Genomic DNA, 18153 nt, shown 5'->3' with positions numbered 1-18153 from the left:
GCGCAGGTAGGCCGCGTACCGCAAATAACCAATCTGAGCGCAACGAATATGGGCATGAATAAACTGGAACTGGACTGTTTGTCGCGCATGGCGATCTTTGCACGCGTGGTCGAGGTGGGTGCATTTTCACGCGCAGCAAAAGAACTCGGACTGACCTCTTCGTCGGTAAGCCAGCACATTCGCGCACTGGAAACCTACCTCGGCACTACCTTGTTGCATCGGACGACACGCAAGCTCAGTCTTACCGAGGCGGGCAGTCTTTTCTACCAGAACTGCGTCAAGGTGGTGGCCACGGCAAAGGAAGCACAACAAGACGTTGCCACCTTGCACAACCAAGCCGTTGGCGAGCTGCGGGTGGCGGTGTCCAGCTTCATGGCATCGCGCTACCTGATTCCTGCGCTGGATCGTTTCATCCGGGATCATCCCAAGGTGGCGGTTCGCATTGATGTATGCGATCACAACATCGATCTGGTGGAGCACCGCATCGATCTGGCGCTACGCGTGGGCCGCAGCCAGGCAGAGGGCGATATCCCATTGACGCGGTTGGATGACGTCCTGTGCGCCGCGCCTGCCTACCTGGACAGCAGGCCGCGCATTTCGCGGCCGGACGAACTGGCTCGACATGATTTCCTGCTCTTTACCCCGCATGGCGAGTCCACCGGCATCGATCTCACCAATGCCAGAGGCGATTGCGTCCGGGTGCGGCTGCTGCCACGCGTCAGTGCCAACAATGCACTTGCCCTGCGCCTGCTGGCCGTCGAAGGACATGGCATTGCGCGCCTGCTGCGGGTGAAGATCCAGGCAGATCTCGATGCCGGGCGCTTGCGGCAGGTGCTGCCGGATTGGCGGCTGGATGGATTCTGCGCCTTTATCACGACCCGTCATCGCGACGAGGTTCCGCTGAAGGTAAAGCGTTGTATCGAATACATCCGCGCCTATTTTTCCATGCAGCATCCGCATCCGCATCCGCATCCGCATGCGAATGCCTGATGCGTCGATTGCGCGCTTTTCGTAATGAATCATCTCAGTAAATCACGGCTAATCAAAAGGTTCCGCCTGTAATACAGTGGCCAGGAGGGCACTGTGGGCGACGCGTCCATGATGGCCAACCGAGGTCCGCCGGTGGTGGATTTACGTTGATTTACAAGGAGGTGCATGGATAACAGCAAGGCGTTCAGGCGCATCGATGTGCTTGAACTGGAGCTCGGCATGGTGTTTTGCGGCTTCGACATGCAAGGAAGAGGCAGCGCCATCAGTACCGGTGCGCGCCTGGTTTCAAGTCCTGAGGACCTGGCCCGGATCCGATCTTCCGGCGCCGCATTTTGCTGGATAGATCCGACATCGGAGCTTGGCCGAAGCCGCGCAGAAGACGCGCCGGATGCCACGTTGAGATTGCGTGAACAGGCACGCAGGGTGGCCCAGCAGGTATTTCACCAACTGCGGCTGGGCAAGGCCATCGATGTGCCGCAGTGCCTGGAACTGGTAGAGGCGATAGCGGCGGCGACTTCGCAGAGCGCCTCTGCCTTGATGTCGTTGATCCGGATCAAGAAGGCTGACGAGTACACCTTCATGCATTCGATAGCGGTGTCGGGCTTGATGATGTCGCTGGCGCGCACGATGGGGATGGAACCGCATGCCGTCAAGCTCGCGGGATTCGCCGGGTTCCTGCATGACATCGGCAAGGCCTTCATTCCGCTGGAGGTGCTTAACAAGGAGGGCCGGCTGAGTGCGGAGGAATTCGCCATCATCGCCAGGCATGCCGTGCTGGGCTATGAAAGCCTGCGTGATGACCCGCGCATCCCTGATGAGGTCAAGGATGTGTGCCTGCATCATCACGAGAAGATGGATGGCAGCGGCTATCCCCACCAATTGAGCGCGCCCGACATATCGATCTATGCACGCATGGCGTCGATCTGTGACGTCTATGACGCGCTGACGTCGGTCCGTCCCTACAAGTCGGGCTGGGATCCCGCCGTTGCCATCGCGGCGATGGCCTCCTGGCATGGGCGGTTTGATCCGTCCATTTTCCAGGCCTTTGTCAGGACGCTGGGTATCTATCCGGAGGGCTCTATCGTCAAGCTTCGGTCCGGCCGCTCGGCGGTGGTGGTGGCGCAGAATCAGGCCGACCTGACGCGGCCGGTGGTGAAGGTATTCGCGGCGGCATCCGGTCTGTCGGACGTCGACGCCCTGGCGGTGGACCTGTTGAACTCAGATGATCACATCGTGCAGAAAGGCGCAGAGAGTTATCTCGAGCTGCACTCGGCCGGCGCCTGGCGGCAGGGTTAGGCAGGAGCGGTGCGGGCGGGGCTGAAATGTCTTTCTGATGTCCGATACGGCCCAGACAGGTCAACCAGGCCGCCGCGGCGGCGCAGTCGCTCCAGGACCAGGCTCGGAACCGGTCGACCATTGTCAGTGTGTTCGAGATTGGCGAGGCGCCGGCCAGAAGTCAGGCTTCAGCCGTGGCAATCGTGGCTTCGCAGCGCACCGGAAAATTGAAGGAATTGGCGATATAGCACTGCGCATGCGCCGCGTGGTGCAGTTGCAGGGCCAGGGCCTGGTCGTCGCCACTGCGGATAGTGACGTGAGGATGCAGCACGATTTCGGTGAATCGGCCACCGTCCGGGCTTTCAAGCATGACGCCACGCGCGTCATCGACGTAGGTCATCACGCGGATGCCGGCATCCGCGCAAAGATGCAGGTACCACAGCTTGTGACAGGCCGAGGCGGCTGCCACCAGCAGGTCTTCCGGATTCCAGCGGGTCGGGTCCCCGAGAAAGGCCGGGTCCGCCGAACCCGGGATGGCCGGCTTGCTGCCGGCGCGGATGAGGTGATCCCGTGTGTACTGGCGATAACCCGATGTGCCGCTGCCCTGGTTGCCGGTCCACTCCACCGATACCTGGTACTTGTGTTCGCCCTTGGCCATTTTTCTCTCGCGGGGATGGGTATTGCCGGCGGCAGCCAGCGGCCCCGATACCTGCGCGGGGGTACTGGCCGGCGGCCGTTGAACGCTTATTGAGTCTGCTTCTGCTGCGCTTCCAGCGCGGCGACCCGGGTTTCGAGCGCTTCCAGGCGGGCACGGGTCTTGGCCAGTACCTGGGCCTGGATATCGAATTCCTCGCGGGTGACCAGGTCGAGCTTGGAAAAGCCCTGGCTCAGCATGGCCTTGACGTTCTTCTCGATGTCCTTGGCCGGCGAGTTTTCGATTGCTTTGTTGATTTTCGATTGCAGGTCTTCAAAAAATTGCGGCTTTTCCATGCTGATTCTCCTTGGTTTTGCTATGACGGCAAGTTTAGCCGTTTCCGGACACTCCATAAACCTCAAATAACTGTCGTTAGGACAGCGCAGCGGCGCAGTCGTGCCGTAATGAATGATTCTCGCACTCCCTCATTTCGTGATCCGACTTGGTGAAGCGAGGCGTGATTTCAAGCATCGCACCAAAAAATCATTGGCAGTATTACCAGAAATTGTCAAAAACTAATTTAGTTCGCACCAATACCGTGCTTTTTGCGCACCTATGCACTATTTTGGTAAAAGCCTGCGTAAAAATTGGTTACAAAACTCACATTCTTTCAAAAAGACCGGTTCCCCATGACGTGAGGACATGGCACGGCTCCTGCTACATGGTTTGGGCAAACACAAAAACGACTTTAATTGTTCAATAAACAAACCAGAGGGATGTCATGAAGAAACTGATTCTTGCAGCAGCCATCGCCGCATCGTTCGTCTCGACCGTGGCCCGCGCGGAAGACGCAAAGCCGGACAACGAATTCAGCTTCAACGCAGCCGTAGTCAACGATTACCGCTATCGCGGCCTGACCCAGACCCGTTTTGATCCCGCACTGCAGGTTGGCGCGGACTACACGCACAACCCGACCGGCCTGTACGCAGGCACCTGGCTGACCAACATCAAGTGGATCAAGGATGCCGGCACCAATACCGGCACCAACACCAAGGGCAATATCGAGTGGGATATCTACGGCGGCAAGCGCGGTGACATCGGCGGCGGCTTCACCTATGACGTGGGCGGCCTGTACTACTACTATCCGGGCAACACCCTGGCCAACAGCGGCGCCAAGAACGCCAACACCTTCGAACTGTATGGCCAGATCGGTTATGGCCCGGTCTACTTCAAGTATTCGCACGCGCTGACCAACCTGTTCGGCACCGTCGACAGCAAGAACAGCCAGTATTACGACCTGGGCGCCAACATCGAAACCTGGTACGGCGTCATGCTGGGCCTGCACCTGGGTCATCAGACCGTCAAGGGTAGCACCGCCGGCGTTGGCAACAGCCAGTACAGCTACACCGACTGGAAGGTCGGCGTGTCCAAGACCTTCGACGAACTGGCCGGCGTGACCCTGGGCGTGGCTTACCTCGGCACCGACCTGAAGAACGGCGTGAACGTGACGCCAACGTCGGATGGCGCGAAGAATGTCGGCAAGAAGGGCTTTGTCGTCTCCCTCAGCAAAACTTTCTAACAAGAGGTTCGTATGAAACTGATCACAGCGATCATCAAACCGTTCAAATTGGACGAGGTGCGTGAAGCCCTCTCGGCGATCGGTGTGCAGGGCATCACCGTGACCGAAGTCAAGGGCTTCGGTCGCCAGAAAGGCCATACCGAGCTGTACCGCGGCGCCGAGTATGTGGTCGATTTCCTGCCCAAGACCAAGATCGAGGCAGCAGTCGACGACGCCATCGTCGAACGCGCGCTGGAAGCCATCGAAACGGCAGCCCGCACCGGCAAGATCGGTGACGGCAAGATCTTCGTCCAGGATCTGCTGGACGTGATTCGGATCCGCACCGGTGAAACCGGCAAAGACGCTCTGTAAAAAAGGGGAATTCTAATGAGCATGAAGAAACTGTTTTCCAGCGCGCTGACCATCGGCGCTCTGTTGTTGGCGGTAGGTTTTACCGCGCCGGCACAAGCGCAGGACGCGCCCAAGCCAGAAGCAGCAGCTGCCGCACCGGCTGCTGCTGCAGTTGAAGCCCCCAAGGCTGTTGCTGCTGCTCCGGCTGCCGCAGCACCTGCTGCTGCACCGGCCGCTGCTGCCGCTGCCGCACCTGTCCCCAACAAGGGCGATACCGCATGGATGCTGGTTTGTACCGCATTCGTGATCCTCATGACACTGCCAGGCCTGGGCCTGTTCTACGGCGGCCTGGTGCGCAGCAAGAACATGCTGTCGGTGCTGATGCAGTGCTTCATGATCTTCTCGCTGATCTACATCCTGTGGTTCGTGTACGGCTACAGTATCGCGTTCACCGAGGGCAGCGCCTTCTTCGGCGGCTTCGATCGACTATTCCTGCATGGCTTGACGGGTGACTCCAACACCGCCACGTTCAGCAAGGGCGTCGTGATCCCCGAGCTGGTGTTCGTGGCCTTCCAGGGCGCGTTCGCTGCCATCACCGTGGCGCTGATCATCGGCTCCTTCGCAGAACGCATCAAGTTCTCGGCCGTGATCCTGTTCTCGATCCTGTGGTTCACCTTCTCGTACCTGCCGATGGCGCACATGGTCTGGTTCTGGCCTGGTCCGGATGCCTTCACCGATGCCGCCGCCGCTGAAAAGGCGACTGCGATCTCGGGTTGGTTGTTCCAGAAGGGCGCGCTGGATTACGCCGGCGGCACCGTGGTGCACATCAATGCCGCCGTGGCTGGCCTGGTGGGTGCCTATGTCATCGGCAAGCGCGTCGGTTTCGGCAAGGAAGCCTTCAAGCCGCATAGCCTGACCCTGACCATGGTCGGTGCCTCGCTGCTGTGGTTCGGCTGGTTCGGCTTCAACGCCGGTTCGGGCCTGGAAGCCAACGGCGGTGCTGCCGTCGCCTTCATCAACACCATCCTGGCAACCGCTGCAGCAGTGCTGTCGTGGAGCTTCGGCGAGTGGATCGGCAAGGGCAAGCCTTCGATGCTGGGTGGCGCTTCGGGTGCAGTTGCCGGCCTGGTGGCAATCACCCCGGCTGCCGGCTTCGTGGGTGTGATCGGCGCCGTCGTCATCGGCCTGATCGCTGGCCTGCTGTGCCTGTGGGGCGTGACTGGCCTGAAGAAGCTGCTGGGCGCTGACGATGCACTGGATGTGTTCGGCGTGCACGGCGTGGGCGGTATCCTGGGCGCGATCCTGACTGGCGTGTTCGCAGCGCCAAGCCTGGGCGGCACCGGTATCTATGACTACGTGGCCAACGCCGTGTCGCCGGATTACTCGATCGGTGGCCAGGTCTGGATCCAGTTCCAGGGCGTACTGACCACGTTGATCCTGTCGGGCGTGGTGTCGTTCATCGCCTTCAAGATCGTCGACGTCGTCATCGGCCTGCGTGTGACCGAAGAGGAAGAGCGCGAAGGCCTGGATATCTCCAGCCACGGCGAATCGGCCTATCACTGATCCGATCAAAGGTTTATTCCTTCGGGACCGGCAACGGTCTCTTTTCAAGGCGCCCTGCGGGGCGCCTTTTTTCTTGGGCGCGGCCATTTTAATCCCGACTAAATGAGTCGGACTCTTTAAAACCATCGAAGCGCCGCCATCTACAACATCCGATCCCTCCGTGCCTGGCGGCAACGGTGTGTCTTGCGCGATGCAACACGATTTCAGGAATCCGCTAAAATCAGCAATCGCCGCCGGCATTTATATATCGTTAAGGTTTTATATGGTCCCCCATCTCGTCACCGCTCTGAACGGCCCCCTGCTGGAGCTCGAGAAAAAAATCCTGGGTGCGACGCCGGCCATCGAACGCTGGTTCCGCATGGAATGGCAAGAGCACACGCCGCCCTTCTATTGCTCGGTCGACCTGCGCAACGCCGGCTTCAAGCTGGCGCCGGTCGATACCAACCTGTTCCCGGGCGGGTTCAACAATCTGTCGCCCGAGATGCTGCCGCTGGCGGTGCAGGCGGCCATGGCTGCCATCGAAAAGTATTGCCCGGATGCCAAGAATCTGCTGCTGATCCCGGAAAACCACACCGGCAACTCCTTCTACCTGCAGAACATCGGCCGCCTGATGCAGATCTTCCGGCAGACCGGCCTGAACGTGCGGCTGGGGACGCTTGCGCCGGGCGTGACCAAGTCGCGCGAGATCGAGTTGCCCGATGGCACCAGCATCAAGCTGGAGCCGCTGGAGCGCTCCAGCAACGGCCGCCGGGTCGGCCTGAAGAACTTCGATCCCTGTACCGTGCTGCTCAACAATGATCTGTCGATCGGCATCCCGTCGGTGCTGGAGGGTTTGCACGAGCAGAGCTTGCTGCCGCCGCTGCACGCCGGCTGGGCGCTGCGCCGCAAGAGCAACCACTTTGCCGCCTACGACGAGATCTGCAAGAAGTTCGCCAAGATGGTCGAGGTCGATCCGTGGATGCTCAATCCCCTGTATGCCCGCGTGGGTGAAGTCGATCTGCGGGAAGACAGCGGCAGCGACGCGCTGGCCGACAGCGTGTCGGCCCTGTTGTCGAAGATCCGCAAGAAATACAAGGAATACGGCATCAAGGAGCAGCCCTTCGTGATCGTCAAGGCCAATGCCGGCACCTATGGCATGGGCATCATGACGGTCAAGGACGCCAGCGAGGTCAAGGACTTCAGCCGCAAGCAGCGCACCAAGCTGCTGGTGGGCAAGGAAGGCCTCGAAGTCTCGGAGCTGGTGGTGCAGGAAGGCGTGCATTCATTCGAGCGCATCAACGAGGCGGTAGCCGAGCCGGTGGTCTACATGATCGACCGCTACGTGGTGGGTGGCTTCTATCGGGTGCATGCCGACCGCGACGTCAACGAGAACCTCAACGCCCCCGGCGCGCATTTCGTGCCGCTGGCGTTCGCCCAGCAGCATGCGCTGCCGGATATGATGGCCAAGCCCGGCACCACCGCGCCCAATCGCTTCTACATGTACGGCGTAGTGGCCCGGCTGGCGTTGCTGGCGGCCTCGCTGGAAATGGAAAAGACCGACCCCAACCCGGAAGTATATTGAGGCGCCGGCATTTTGCCGACCCGCCAGGACAGGACCCAAAGCAACATGAAAATCGCCTTTCTCGCTGACCCGCTCGAGACCTTCAAGACCTACAAGGACTCGACTTTTGCCATGATGCGCGAGGCTGCTCGTCGCGGCCACGTCATCTATGCCTTCGAGCAGACCGACCTGGTGCTCGAGAGCGGCCTGGTGACCGCCAATGCCTTCAAGGTCAGCCTCACCGGAGAAGAGGACGACTGGTATCGGGCCGACAAGCCGGCGTCGGTGTTTCTGTCCGAGTTCGATGCGGTGATCGTGCGCAAGGACCCGCCGTTCGACATGGAATACATCTATACCACCTACCTGCTCGAGCTGGCCGAGAAGCAGGGTGCGCGGGTATTCAACAAGCCGGAAGCGATTCGCAGCCACAACGAGAAGCTGGCGATTGCCCAGTTTCCGCAATACACGGCGCCGACCCTGGTCACGCGCGACGAAAAGCGGCTGCGTGCGTTTCACGCCGAGCATCGCGACGTCATCCTCAAGCCGCTCGATGGCATGGGCGGCATGGGCATCTTCCGCGTCAAGGACGATGGCATGAACCTGGGCGCGATCATCGAGACGCTGACCGATAACGGTCAACGCACGATCATGGCGCAGCGTTTTATTCCCCAGATCAGTGCCGGCGACAAGCGTATCCTGTTGATCGGCGGCAAGGTGGTGCCCAATGTGCTGGCGCGTATTCCCCAGGGGGGCGAGGTGCGGGGCAATCTGGCCGCAGGTGGCCTGGGGCGCGCGCAGCCGGCGTCGGCGCGGGATATCGAGATCGGCGAGGCACTGGCGCCGATCCTGTTTGCACGTGGCTTGTTGCTGGTCGGGCTGGACGCCATCGGCGACTACCTGACCGAGATCAACGTCACCAGTCCCACCTGCTTCCAGGAAATCACCCAGCAGACCGGGTTCGATGTCGCGGCGATGTTCGTCGATGCGCTCGAGGCGGCGGTGGGTTCGGCCGCAGGTGCGTAAAATGGGTTCGGTAGAGCATGACGGGCTGCTCCCGGTAAAGCGCGTCGCATTCGATGGCAACAATTCCATGGTCGGTATCATTCTTTTGACGCACGCCCCGCTGGGGCAAGCATTTCTGGCTGCGGCCACGCATGTGTTCCGTAGCGCGCCCGAACGTATCGAGGCCATTGACGTGATCGCCGACCAGAATCCGGCCGATGTGCAGAAGCTGGCCATCGAAGCCGTCAAGCGGCTCGATGACGGCAGCGGCGTATTGGTGATCACCGATGTGATGGGCGGGACGCCATCGAACTGCACCGGTTTCCTGTGCGGGCTCGAGAACGTCCAGGTGATCGCCGGGATCAGCCTGCCGATGCTGCTGCGCGCACTGACCTATCGCAACGATACGCTGGACGTGGTGGTTGAAATGGCATTGGCCGGCGGCCAGAACGGTGCGGTAAGGGTGGACAACCGCATTCGGCTGGCGAGCTCGGCCTGAGACAGATTGAAACAAGCAAAGCTGAAGAAAGAAAAAAATGATTCAAAAAGAATTAGAGATCGTCAATAAACTCGGCCTGCATGCGCGCGCCTCCGCCAAATTTACCCAGCTTGCCAGCAAGTTCAAGAGCGAAGTCTGGATGACCTTCAACAAGCGCCGCGTCAACGCCAAGTCGATCATGGGCGTGATGATGCTGGCCGCCGGCAAGGGCAGCGTGATCTTGCTGGAGACCACCGGTGAAGACGAGCAGGAAGCGCTGACTGCGCTGGAAGCGTTGATCAACGACAAGTTCGGCGAAGGCCAGTAAGCAGAAACGGTTCCGGCGCTTGCGCGTCGCAGCAATCCGGCTGGAACGTTTCTTGCGATGCGTTTGTGGTGAAGCCGTGCCGCCCATGTGCTGGTGCACGGCCCGATCACGCTTCGAAGTAACTTTTTGGTGGAACTGCCGGTCCGCTTGTATCCGATGACGCCTGGTCCGCAATCGCACTGATTGCCAAAGACGCCATTGTTCGGTAACTTCTTCGAAGCTACCGCGAACCATACAAGGCGGAATAAAAAAACCAGGCAGGAGATAACGCGATGGCGTCATTCAGCTTACACGGAATAGCGGTGTCGAAAGGCATCGCGATCGGGCGTGCCCATTTGATGGCGCCGGCCGCGCTCGACGTCAAACATTACCTGATCGCGGGCGACCAGGTCGAGGCCGAAGTCCAGCGGCTGCGCGACGCGATCAAGGCGGTGCATCAGGAATTGCATACCATCCGCAGTGAATTGCCCAAGGATGCGCCGGCCGAGCTGGGCGCTTTCATCGACGTGCATTCGCTGATCCTGTCGGACCCGATGCTGTCGGACGTCCCGCAGAACATCATTCGACATCGCTACTACAACGCCGAATGGGCGCTGGTGACCCAGATCGATGAATTGTCGGCCCAGTTCGACGAGATCGAAGACCCCTATCTGCGCGAACGCAAGGCCGATATCCAGCAGGTCGGCGAGCGCATCCTGAAGGTGCTCACCGGCAGCGCCATCCAGTTGCCACCCTCCAGCGGCGACGCTGCACCCAGCATCATCGTGGTGGCGCACGACATTTCGCCGGCCGACATGCTGCAGTTTCGCGATGGCAGCTTTGCCGGTTTCGTGACCGACCTGGGCGGCCCCAATTCGCATACCGCCATCGTCGCCCGCAGTCTCGACATTCCGGCCGCGGTGGGCATGCACAACGCTTCGGTGTTGGTCAAACACGATGACGTGCTGATCATCGACGGCGACGCCGGCGTGGTGATCGTGAACCCCTCGCCGCTGGTGCTGGCCCAGTACCGGGCACGCCAGGAGCGCATGCTGCGCGAGCGCAAGAAGCTCATGCGGCTCAAGAAGACCCCGGCGGTGACCCAGGACGGCGAGCCCATCACGCTGCTGGCCAACATCGAACTGCCGGCCGACAGCGCCGCCGCCTTCGAGGCGGGGGCGGTGGGCGTCGGGCTGTTCCGCTCCGAGTTCCTGTTCATGGGGCGTGCCGGCCACCTCGAGAAATTCCCGACCGAAGACGAACAATTCGCGTCCTACAAGCAGGCAGTGGTGGCCATGAAGGGCCGGCCGGTGACGATCCGCACGCTCGACGTCGGCGCCGACAAGCCGCTGGACGAAGATGAGCAGACGGCGCTGAACCCAGCGCTGGGTTTGCGGGCGATCCGGTATTGCCTGTCGGAACCGCAGATGTTCCTCACGCAGCTGCGCGCGATCCTGCGTGCCTCGGCCTTCGGGCCGATCAAGTTGCTCATCCCGATGCTGGCGCACGCCTTCGAGATCGACCAGACGCTGGGCATGATCGAGCAGGCCAAGCAGCAGCTGCGGGACCGCAAGCAGAAGTTCGATGAAGAGATCCCGGTCGGCGCCATGATCGAGATCCCGGCGGCGGCGCTGGCCCTGCCCTTGTTCATCAAGCGCCTGGATTTCCTGTCGATCGGCACCAACGACCTGATTCAATATGCGCTGGCGATCGACCGCGTCGACCACGAAGTGGCGCATCTTTATGATCCATTGCATCCGGCGGTGCTGTTCCTGCTGTCGACCGTGATCTCGCAGGGGCGTCGCGCCGGCATACCGGTGTCGGTGTGCGGCGAAATGGCGGGCGACGTCAAGTGGACCCGCCTTCTGCTGGGCATGGGGTTGCTGGAATTCTCGATGCATCCGGCGCAGTTGTTGTCGGTCAAGAATGAAATCCTCAACAGCGACCTGCGATTGCTGGAGCCGCAGGTCAAGAAGGTCATGCGGGCCGCTGAACCGGCGGCCATTGCAGCGGCGATGGCGCAACTGCAGGCCTTGACGGCAGAACCCGAGGCGGTCGAGGTGAAGGTGGCGCGGCGCCGATGAGGTGCTGCTGCCGGCGTGGCGAAAAAACGCCGCCGGGTGCCGCTTTCGCCGGCACGACGGGCTACCGGTGACTAAACCGCCGTCGCCCTGACCGCCGTCAGGACCCGGTGAGCGCCCGGCACTTGCTCATGGCGGCCGAGTTCGGTATTCTTGCATCACTGCGCCGATTTGAATGGTTTCACCAACCTCAGCTTGCGGGCGCCGGGACTCACCTCCCATATAAATGCGGCTAAAGCGAGCTTGGATCAGTTCCCCCAAGACGAGCCCGCAAGCAATGCTTCCGGGCTTTTTTGTTGTCCGCAAGCTGGTGGATATCCTTCGCTGAGGCCAGCGCTCATCCGTGCCCGGAGCCCCCGGCGCGTGGATGCCATGCCACTCAAGCAAAGCCGCCAATGTCGATCGGAATCGTATCGCCCCAGGTCATGCAGTTCGCCGAGCCGCTTCCCTTGCAAGGGGGAGCGACGCTGGCCGACTATTCGCTCACCTATGAAACCTACGGCACCCTGAACGCCGCAAAGTCCAATGCAGTGCTGGTGTGCCACGCCCTCAATGCCTCGCATCACGTGGCCGGCATCTACGCCGACGACCCCGACAATGTCGGCTGGTGGGACAACATGGTCGGGCCCGGCAAGCCGCTCGATACCGACCAGTTCTTCGTTATTGGCGTGAACAACCTGGGCTCCTGTTTTGGCTCGACCGGCCCGATGCATACCAATCCCGCCACCGGCAAGCCCTACGGCGCCGATTTTCCGGTGGTGACGGTGGAAGACTGGGTCAGCGCGCAGGCGCGGCTGGCCGACGCGCTCGGCATCACGCAGTTTGCGGCGGTGATGGGTGGATCGCTGGGTGGCATGCAGGCGCTGGCCTGGAGCATGATGTATCCCGACCGTCTGCGACACTGCCTGGTGATAGCCTCCACGCCCAAGCTGTCGGCGCAGAACATTGCTTTCAATGACGTGGCGCGGCAGGCGATCCTGACCGATCCGCAATACCACGGCGGCGACTTCTATGCCCACGGCGTGGTGCCCAAGAATGGCCTGCGCGTGGCGCGCATGGTGGGCCACATCACCTATCTGTCGGATGACGACATGGCCGAGAAATTCGGTCGCGACCTGCGTTCGGGCAGCTATCAATTTGGCTACGGGATCGACTTCGAGATCGAATCCTACCTGCGCTACCAGGGTGACAAGTTCTCGACCTACTTCGACGCCAACACCTATCTTCTGATCACCAAGGCGCTCGATTATTTCGATCCCGCGCGTGAATTCGGGGGCGACCTGGCGAAGGCGCTTGCCACCACCCGCGCCGGCTTCCTGCTGGTGTCGTTCACCACCGACTGGCGCTTTTCGCCGGAACGCAGTCGCGAGATGGTGCAGGCGCTGGTGGCCAACCGCCGTCGCGTCAGCTATGCCGAAATCGATGCGCCGCATGGCCATGATGCCTTCCTGCTCGACGATGCGCGCTACCTGAAGGTGGTGCGCCAATACTATCAACGTATCTGGACCGAACTGGCACAGGAGGCACGGGCATGACCTTTGACGAACTCAGCGCGTTGCGCCCCGACCTGGCTTTCATCGCGCATTGGGTGCGCGAGGGCGCCAACGTGCTCGACCTGGGCTGTGGCGACGGTGTGATGATGGATTACCTGCAGACCGACAAGCAATGCGTCGGCTACGGGGTCGAGATCGATGACGACAAGATTCCCGAGTGCGTGGCCCGTAACGTGTCGGTGATCCAGCAGGATCTCAATGGTGGCCTGGCCATGTTCGAAGACAATGCCTTCGATGCGGTGCTGTGTCTGTCGGCATTGCAAATGGTGAAGGATGTCGAGGGCACCTTGCGCGAAATCGCCCGGGTCGGGCGTGAGGTCACCGTCTCGTTTCCCAATTTTGCCTACTGGCCGCACCGCGTGGCGCTGCTGCGGGGGCGCATGCCGGTGTCCAAGACGCTGCCATACCAGTGGTACGACACGCCCAACCTGCGCTGTGCCACGATCAGGGATTTCGAGGCGCTGGCCAACGATGTCGGCCTCGAAGTGCTGGAATGCGTGGCGCTCAAGGATGGCAGGCCAGTACGCTATCTGCCCAACTGGCGTGGTAGTGTTGCGGTCTTCCGGCTGCGCAAGAAGTAGCATCGCCTGCGCCGGCCCAACGTTTCGTTTCCTTTTCTCCGAACATGACCTCTTCTGCTGTCTCGTGGCGCCAGTACCTCAACCGGCGCATGCTGATCTGCGTCTTTCTCGGGTTCTCGTCCGGCCTGCCGCTGTTTATCCTGCTGTCGCTGTTGCAGGCCTGGCTGGCCAAGGCCGGTCTCAACGTCAAGACCCTGGGCCTGTTCGCGCTGGTGATGTTTCCCTACACCTGGAAGTTCGTCTGGTCGCCGCTGATGGACCGCTTCCATTTCGGTCGCATAGGACGTCGTCGCGGCTGGATGCTGTCGACCCAGTTGCTGCTGGTGCTGTCGATCGGCGCGCTGGGCATGCTCGACCCGTTGTCGCAGGTGTCGACCATCGCCTTCATGGCGTCGGTGATCGCCTTCCTCTCGGCCAGCCAGGATATTGCCATCGATGCCTACCGGCGCGAGCTGCTGCCGGACGACGAGCTGGGCCTGGGCAGCGCCATCCATGTCAATGCCTACAAGCTCTCGGGCATGATCCCCGGCGCCCTGTCGCTGGTGCTGGCCGACCGCATGCCGTGGGCCGAGGTGTTCTGGATCACGGCCGCGTTCATGCTGCCGGGACTGCTGTGCTCGCTGCTGGTCAAGGAGCCCAAGGTCTATGGCGCGCCGCCCAAGAACCTGACCGAGGCCGTGGTGTTGCCGTTTCGCGAATTCATCACCCGCGGCGGCTGGAGCAATGCCCTGTGGGTGCTCGGCTTCATCTTTCTGTACAAGCTGGGCGATAGCATGGCCACGGCGCTGGCCACCAAGTTCTACATCGACCTGGGCTTCTCGATGACCGAGATCGGCGTGGTCTCCAAGACCACCAGCCTATGGGCCAGCGTGGCCGGCGGCATCCTGGGCGGGATCTGGATGGTGCGGCTGGGCATCAACCGGGCGCTGTGGGTGTTCGGCGTGGTCCAGGCGGTGGCCATTCTCGGCTTTGCCTGGCTGGCGCACGTGGGCGCCGATACCGCGTCGCTGGCGCTGGTGATCGGCTTCGAGGCCTTCGGCGTGGGCCTGGGCACGGCTGCGTTCGTGGCCTACATCATGCGCGAGACCGATCCCCGCTATACGGCGACCCAGTTTGCGCTGTTCACCAGCTTGATGGCGGTACCCCGTACTTTCGTCAATTCTTCGGTCGGGTTTGTGGTGGCCGAGACCGGCTGGCTGATTTTTTTCATCATTTGTTTCGTTCTTGCCTTGCCTGGAATGCTGATGTTGCCTAGAATTGCGCCCTGGAATGAAAGGCCGGTTGAGTCGCAGTCAAAAATAGTCTGAAGATTCGAAAAAACGTAGCTGCGTCATTCCAACGGGCAACTATCGCTTGAGTCGACAAAATATAAGTATTTCGATATTTATTGTTGACATCCGAAAGATGTTCATCTATAGTTTTGCGTTCCCTGCGCGGAGAGGTGGCCGAGTGGTTAATGGCAGCAGACTGTAAATCTGCCCTCTTACGAGTACGCTGGTTCGAATCCAGCCCTCTCCACCATAAGTAGGGAAGCAGAACGAAATCCGAGATCGAAAGATCCGGCGGTTGTGAAGTGAAAGTTGGTCCTCGCGGGTGTAGCTCAATGGTAGAGCTGAAGCCTTCCAAGCTTATGACGAGGGTTCGATTCCCTTCACCCGCTCCAAGTTTTGGCAGGCTGCATGTTTGGATGTTGTGCAGCCGGCAGAAATGCCCTTGTAGCTCAGTGGTAGAGCACTCCCTTGGTAAGGGAGAGGCCACGTGTTCAATCCACGTCAAGGGCACCAGTATCTTGAGTCGTTTCGCTGGGGCAAGTCAGCAATCAGTCGGGCGTATTGCCTGGACATTCTCATCAAATAGTTAGGAGTCTAAAATGGCAAAAGGCAAGTTTGAGCGGACCAAGCCGCACGTCAACGTTGGCACGATTGGTCACGTTGACCACGGCAAGACCACACTGACCGCAGCGATTGCGACCGTTCTGTCGAAGAAGTTCGGCGGCGAAGCGAAGGCATACGATCAGATCGATGCAGCGCCAGAAGAAAAGGCACGCGGCATCACGATCAACACCGCGCACGTTGAATACGAAACTGCAAACCGTCACTACGCGCACGTTGACTGCCCAGGCCACGCTGACTATGTGAAGAACATGATCACCGGTGCTGCGCAGATGGACGGCGCGATCCTGGTTTGCTCGGCCGCTGACGGCCCGATGCCACAGACCCGCGAGCACATCCTGCTGTCGCGTCAGGTTGGCGTTCCGTACATCATCGTTTTCCTGAACAAGGCAGACATGGTGGACGACGAAGAGCTGCTGGAACTGGTTGAAATGGAAGTTCGCGAGTTGTTGTCGAAGTACGAATTCCCAGGCGACGACCTGCCGATCATCAAGGGTTCGGCCAAGCTGGCGCTGGAAGGTGACACAGGCCCCCTGGGCGAAGGCGCGATCCTGGCCCTGGCCGAAGCGCTGGACAGCTACATCCCGACGCCAGAGCGCGCTGTTGATGGTTCGTTCCTGCTGCCGGTTGAAGACGTGTTCTCGATCTCGGGTCGCGGCACTGTGGTGACCGGTCGTGTTGAGCGCGGTATCGTCAAGGTTGGCGAAGCCCTGGAAATCGTTGGTATCCGTGACACGCAAGTGACCACATGTACCGGCGTTGAAATGTTCCGCAAGCTGCTGGACCAAGGTCAGGCAGGCGACAACGTTGGCGTGCTGCTGCGCGGCACCAAGCGTGAAGACGTGGAACGTGGCCAGGTTCTGGCCAAGCCAGGTTCGATCAAGCCGCACGCGCACTTCACAGGCGAGATCTACGTTCTGTCGAAGGACGAAGGCGGTCGTCACACCCCGTTCTTCAACAACTATCGTCCTCAGTTCTACTTCCGTACGACTGACGTGACCGGCGCGATCGAACTGCCAGAAGGCAAGGAAATGGTCATGCCAGGCGACAACGTGTCGATCACCGTGAAGCTGATCAACCCGATCGCGATGGAAGAAGGTCTGCGTTTCGCTATCCGTGAAGGCGGTCGTACCGTCGGCGCTGGTGTGGTTGCAAAGATCATCGCCTAAGATCAAGAAGTAAAGCATGATTGCCGCGTACGGATTTCGTTACGCGGCATTCGTGTCTAAGCGTTTCGTAGGGGCGTAGCTCAATTGGCAGAGCGTCGGTCTCCAAAACCGAAGGTCGGGGGTTCGAGGCCCTCCGCCCCTGCCACCTAATCAGGTGCAGGGTACTGAAAGTAAACAATGTCTAGCCAGCCTGTCCAAACCGTCAACACTTCCAACGACAAGATCAAGATTGCTCTGGCAATCGCTGCGGTCGTGGCGGGTGTGGTCGGTTTTTTTGTGTTGTCCGATCAGTCGACTCCCGTGCGCGCTGTTGCTCTGGTGGCTGGTCTGCTGGTGGCGATTGCGTTTGCCTGGACTTCAGCGCAGGGCCGCGGGTTCGTCGGCTTTGCCAAAGAGTCGGTACGTGAAACCAAGAAAGTCGTCTGGCCGACCCGCAAGGAAGCCATGCAGATCACAGCAGTGGTCTTCGCCTTCGTGTTGGTGATGGCGATCTTCCTCTGGGGAGCAGACAAGCTGCTGGAATTCCTGTTGTACGACGTAATTTTGGGCTGGAAATAATATGAGCGATAGCACACAGGACAGCGCACCGATTGGTGCGCAAGCCGTTTCAAGCGCAGGAAAAAAGCGCTGGTACGTGGTGCACGCCTATTCCGGCATGGAAAAAAGCGTTCAGCGCGCACTGACCGAGCGCATCACCCGCGCCGGCATGCAGGACCAGTTTGGCCAGATCCTGGTGCCAACCGAAGAAGTGGTTGATATCAAAAACGGTCAGAAGTCGGTCACCGAACGTCGTTTCTTTCCTGGCTACGTGCTGGTCGAGATGGAAATGACCGACGAGACCTGGCACCTGGTCAAGAACACCAGCAAGGTCACCGGTTTCATCGGCGGCAAGTCGAACCGGCCTACGCCGATTCCTCCGCATGAAGTCGACAAGATCATGCAGCAGATGCAAGAGGGCGTCGAGAAGCCGCGTCCAAAGGTGCTGTACGAAGTGGGCGAGATGATCCGTATCAAGGAAGGTCCTTTCACCGATTTCAACGGCAACGTCGAAGAAGTGAACTACGAGAAATCGCGTGTGCGCGTCTCGGTCACCATCTTCGGTCGTGCGACACCGGTCGATCTCGAATTCGGCCAGCTCGAAAAAGTCTGATGATGCAAGGTGGCGATCGCTTATCGACG

General features: G+C 60.3%; 18 protein-coding genes and 4 tRNA genes. 20 read left to right on the top strand and 2 right to left on the bottom strand.

Features of this window, described 5'->3' with window-relative positions; all coding sequences use genetic code 11:
- The first annotated feature begins 54 nt into the window (after nt 1-54).
- Nucleotides 55-990 (top strand): LysR family transcriptional regulator, encoded by a 936-nt coding sequence (locus tag LBW87_RS16705; RefSeq protein ID WP_225202598.1) that lies wholly within the window; start codon nt 55-57, stop codon nt 988-990.
- A 165-nt stretch (nt 991-1155) separates the two neighbouring features.
- Nucleotides 1156-2286 carry an HD-GYP domain-containing protein gene (locus tag LBW87_RS16700; protein WP_225202597.1) on the top strand — a complete coding sequence of 377 codons (1131 nt, stop codon included), beginning with the start codon at nt 1156-1158 and terminating at the stop codon, nt 2284-2286.
- A 160-nt stretch (nt 2287-2446) separates the two neighbouring features.
- Here LBW87_RS16700 and LBW87_RS16695 read toward each other — a convergent pair whose 3' ends face one another.
- Nucleotides 2447-2923 carry an OsmC family protein gene (locus LBW87_RS16695; RefSeq protein WP_225202596.1) on the bottom strand — a complete coding sequence of 159 codons (477 nt, stop codon included), beginning with the start codon at nt 2921-2923 and terminating at the stop codon, nt 2447-2449.
- Nucleotides 2924-3009: 86 nt separating this feature from the next.
- Entirely contained in the window at nt 3010-3255 is a 246-nt protein-coding gene (locus tag LBW87_RS16690; RefSeq protein WP_225202595.1) for an accessory factor UbiK family protein, read from the bottom strand.
- Between the two features lie 425 nt (nt 3256-3680).
- On the opposite strand from LBW87_RS16690, the gene LBW87_RS16685 reads away from it, so the two are divergent.
- From LBW87_RS16685 to nusG, 18 genes are all read left to right on the top strand, one after another.
- Nucleotides 3681-4478: a TorF family putative porin gene (locus tag LBW87_RS16685; RefSeq protein ID WP_225202594.1), complete on the top strand. Its 798-nt coding sequence runs from the start codon at nt 3681-3683 to the stop codon at nt 4476-4478.
- Nucleotides 4479-4490: 12 nt separating this feature from the next.
- The gene (locus tag LBW87_RS16680) at nt 4491-4829 is read left to right on the top strand and encodes a P-II family nitrogen regulator (protein ID WP_006713297.1); all 339 of its coding nucleotides are present in this window, start codon (nt 4491-4493) and stop codon (nt 4827-4829) included.
- Nucleotides 4830-4844: 15 nt separating this feature from the next.
- A complete protein-coding gene (locus LBW87_RS16675) occupies nt 4845-6371 on the top strand; it encodes an ammonium transporter (protein ID WP_225202593.1) in 1527 nt (508 codons plus the stop codon).
- A 262-nt stretch (nt 6372-6633) separates the two neighbouring features.
- Nucleotides 6634-7932, top strand: a complete 1299-nt coding sequence (gene gshA / locus LBW87_RS16670) for a glutamate--cysteine ligase (protein WP_225202592.1) — start codon at nt 6634-6636, stop codon at nt 7930-7932.
- Between the two features lie 45 nt (nt 7933-7977).
- Nucleotides 7978-8934, top strand: a complete 957-nt coding sequence (gshB, locus tag LBW87_RS16665; RefSeq protein WP_225202591.1) for a glutathione synthase — start codon at nt 7978-7980, stop codon at nt 8932-8934.
- A 67-nt stretch (nt 8935-9001) separates the two neighbouring features.
- Nucleotides 9002-9412, top strand: coding sequence for a PTS sugar transporter subunit IIA (locus LBW87_RS16660; protein WP_193365691.1), 411 nt, complete (start codon nt 9002-9004; stop codon nt 9410-9412).
- Between the two features lie 37 nt (nt 9413-9449).
- Nucleotides 9450-9719: an HPr family phosphocarrier protein gene (locus LBW87_RS16655; RefSeq protein ID WP_225202590.1), complete on the top strand. Its 270-nt coding sequence runs from the start codon at nt 9450-9452 to the stop codon at nt 9717-9719.
- A 272-nt stretch (nt 9720-9991) separates the two neighbouring features.
- Nucleotides 9992-11782: a phosphoenolpyruvate--protein phosphotransferase gene (ptsP, locus tag LBW87_RS16650; protein WP_225202589.1), complete on the top strand. Its 1791-nt coding sequence runs from the start codon at nt 9992-9994 to the stop codon at nt 11780-11782.
- Between the two features lie 392 nt (nt 11783-12174).
- Nucleotides 12175-13314 carry a homoserine O-succinyltransferase MetX gene (metX, locus tag LBW87_RS16645; protein ID WP_225202588.1) on the top strand — a complete coding sequence of 380 codons (1140 nt, stop codon included), beginning with the start codon at nt 12175-12177 and terminating at the stop codon, nt 13312-13314.
- Nucleotides 13311-13913, top strand: coding sequence for a methionine biosynthesis protein MetW (gene metW, locus LBW87_RS16640; protein WP_225202587.1), 603 nt, complete (start codon nt 13311-13313; stop codon nt 13911-13913). Before metX ends, metW begins: the two co-directional genes overlap by 4 nt.
- 44 nt (nt 13914-13957) lie before the next feature.
- Nucleotides 13958-15220 carry an AmpG family muropeptide MFS transporter gene (locus tag LBW87_RS16635; protein ID WP_225202586.1) on the top strand — a complete coding sequence of 421 codons (1263 nt, stop codon included), beginning with the start codon at nt 13958-13960 and terminating at the stop codon, nt 15218-15220.
- A gap of 128 nt (nt 15221-15348) precedes the next feature.
- Nucleotides 15349-15434, top strand: a tRNA-Tyr gene (locus LBW87_RS16630).
- Between the two features lie 68 nt (nt 15435-15502).
- Nucleotides 15503-15576: transfer RNA gene (locus tag LBW87_RS16625), tRNA-Gly, on the top strand.
- Between the two features lie 46 nt (nt 15577-15622).
- Nucleotides 15623-15697 (top strand) — tRNA-Thr (locus tag LBW87_RS16620).
- 86 nt (nt 15698-15783) lie between these two features.
- Nucleotides 15784-16974, top strand: a complete 1191-nt coding sequence (gene tuf / locus LBW87_RS16615; RefSeq protein WP_225202581.1) for an elongation factor Tu — start codon at nt 15784-15786, stop codon at nt 16972-16974.
- Between the two features lie 69 nt (nt 16975-17043).
- Nucleotides 17044-17119, top strand: a tRNA-Trp gene (locus LBW87_RS16610).
- 32 nt (nt 17120-17151) lie between these two features.
- A complete protein-coding gene (secE, locus tag LBW87_RS16605; RefSeq protein ID WP_008113051.1) occupies nt 17152-17532 on the top strand; it encodes a preprotein translocase subunit SecE in 381 nt (126 codons plus the stop codon).
- Between the two features lies 1 nt (nt 17533).
- Nucleotides 17534-18124 carry a transcription termination/antitermination protein NusG gene (nusG, locus tag LBW87_RS16600; protein WP_008113050.1) on the top strand — a complete coding sequence of 197 codons (591 nt, stop codon included), beginning with the start codon at nt 17534-17536 and terminating at the stop codon, nt 18122-18124.
- Nucleotides 18125-18153 lie beyond the last annotated feature (29 nt).

This window comes from Herbaspirillum sp. alder98 (assembly GCF_020179755.1).
Classification (GTDB): domain Bacteria; phylum Pseudomonadota; class Gammaproteobacteria; order Burkholderiales; family Burkholderiaceae_D; genus Herbaspirillum.
The sequence above is the reverse complement of the archived record's forward strand: the minus strand, read 5'-3'. Positions and strand labels throughout refer to the sequence as shown.

What these genes read in the sequence shown, in the direction of transcription:
- LBW87_RS16705 (WP_225202598.1), top strand. Translation starts at nt 55, where the DNA reads ATGAATAAACTGGAACTGGACTGTTTGTCGCGCATGGCGATCTTTGCA.
- LBW87_RS16700 (WP_225202597.1), top strand. Translation starts at nt 1,156, where the DNA reads ATGGATAACAGCAAGGCGTTCAGGCGCATCGATGTGCTTGAACTGGAG.
- LBW87_RS16695 (WP_225202596.1), bottom strand. Translation starts at nt 2,923, where the DNA reads ATGGCCAAGGGCGAACACAAGTACCAGGTATCGGTGGAGTGGACCGGC.
- LBW87_RS16690 (WP_225202595.1), bottom strand. Translation starts at nt 3,255, where the DNA reads ATGGAAAAGCCGCAATTTTTTGAAGACCTGCAATCGAAAATCAACAAA.
- LBW87_RS16685 (WP_225202594.1), top strand. Translation starts at nt 3,681, where the DNA reads ATGAAGAAACTGATTCTTGCAGCAGCCATCGCCGCATCGTTCGTCTCG.
- LBW87_RS16680 (WP_006713297.1), top strand. Translation starts at nt 4,491, where the DNA reads ATGAAACTGATCACAGCGATCATCAAACCGTTCAAATTGGACGAGGTG.
- LBW87_RS16675 (WP_225202593.1), top strand. Translation starts at nt 4,845, where the DNA reads ATGAGCATGAAGAAACTGTTTTCCAGCGCGCTGACCATCGGCGCTCTG.
- gshA (WP_225202592.1), top strand. Translation starts at nt 6,634, where the DNA reads ATGGTCCCCCATCTCGTCACCGCTCTGAACGGCCCCCTGCTGGAGCTC.
- gshB (WP_225202591.1), top strand. Translation starts at nt 7,978, where the DNA reads ATGAAAATCGCCTTTCTCGCTGACCCGCTCGAGACCTTCAAGACCTAC.
- LBW87_RS16660 (WP_193365691.1), top strand. Translation starts at nt 9,002, where the DNA reads ATGGTCGGTATCATTCTTTTGACGCACGCCCCGCTGGGGCAAGCATTT.
- LBW87_RS16655 (WP_225202590.1), top strand. Translation starts at nt 9,450, where the DNA reads ATGATTCAAAAAGAATTAGAGATCGTCAATAAACTCGGCCTGCATGCG.
- ptsP (WP_225202589.1), top strand. Translation starts at nt 9,992, where the DNA reads ATGGCGTCATTCAGCTTACACGGAATAGCGGTGTCGAAAGGCATCGCG.
- metX (WP_225202588.1), top strand. Translation starts at nt 12,175, where the DNA reads ATGTCGATCGGAATCGTATCGCCCCAGGTCATGCAGTTCGCCGAGCCG.
- metW (WP_225202587.1), top strand. Translation starts at nt 13,311, where the DNA reads ATGACCTTTGACGAACTCAGCGCGTTGCGCCCCGACCTGGCTTTCATC.
- LBW87_RS16635 (WP_225202586.1), top strand. Translation starts at nt 13,958, where the DNA reads ATGACCTCTTCTGCTGTCTCGTGGCGCCAGTACCTCAACCGGCGCATG.
- tuf (WP_225202581.1), top strand. Translation starts at nt 15,784, where the DNA reads ATGGCAAAAGGCAAGTTTGAGCGGACCAAGCCGCACGTCAACGTTGGC.
- secE (WP_008113051.1), top strand. Translation starts at nt 17,152, where the DNA reads ATGTCTAGCCAGCCTGTCCAAACCGTCAACACTTCCAACGACAAGATC.
- nusG (WP_008113050.1), top strand. Translation starts at nt 17,534, where the DNA reads ATGAGCGATAGCACACAGGACAGCGCACCGATTGGTGCGCAAGCCGTT.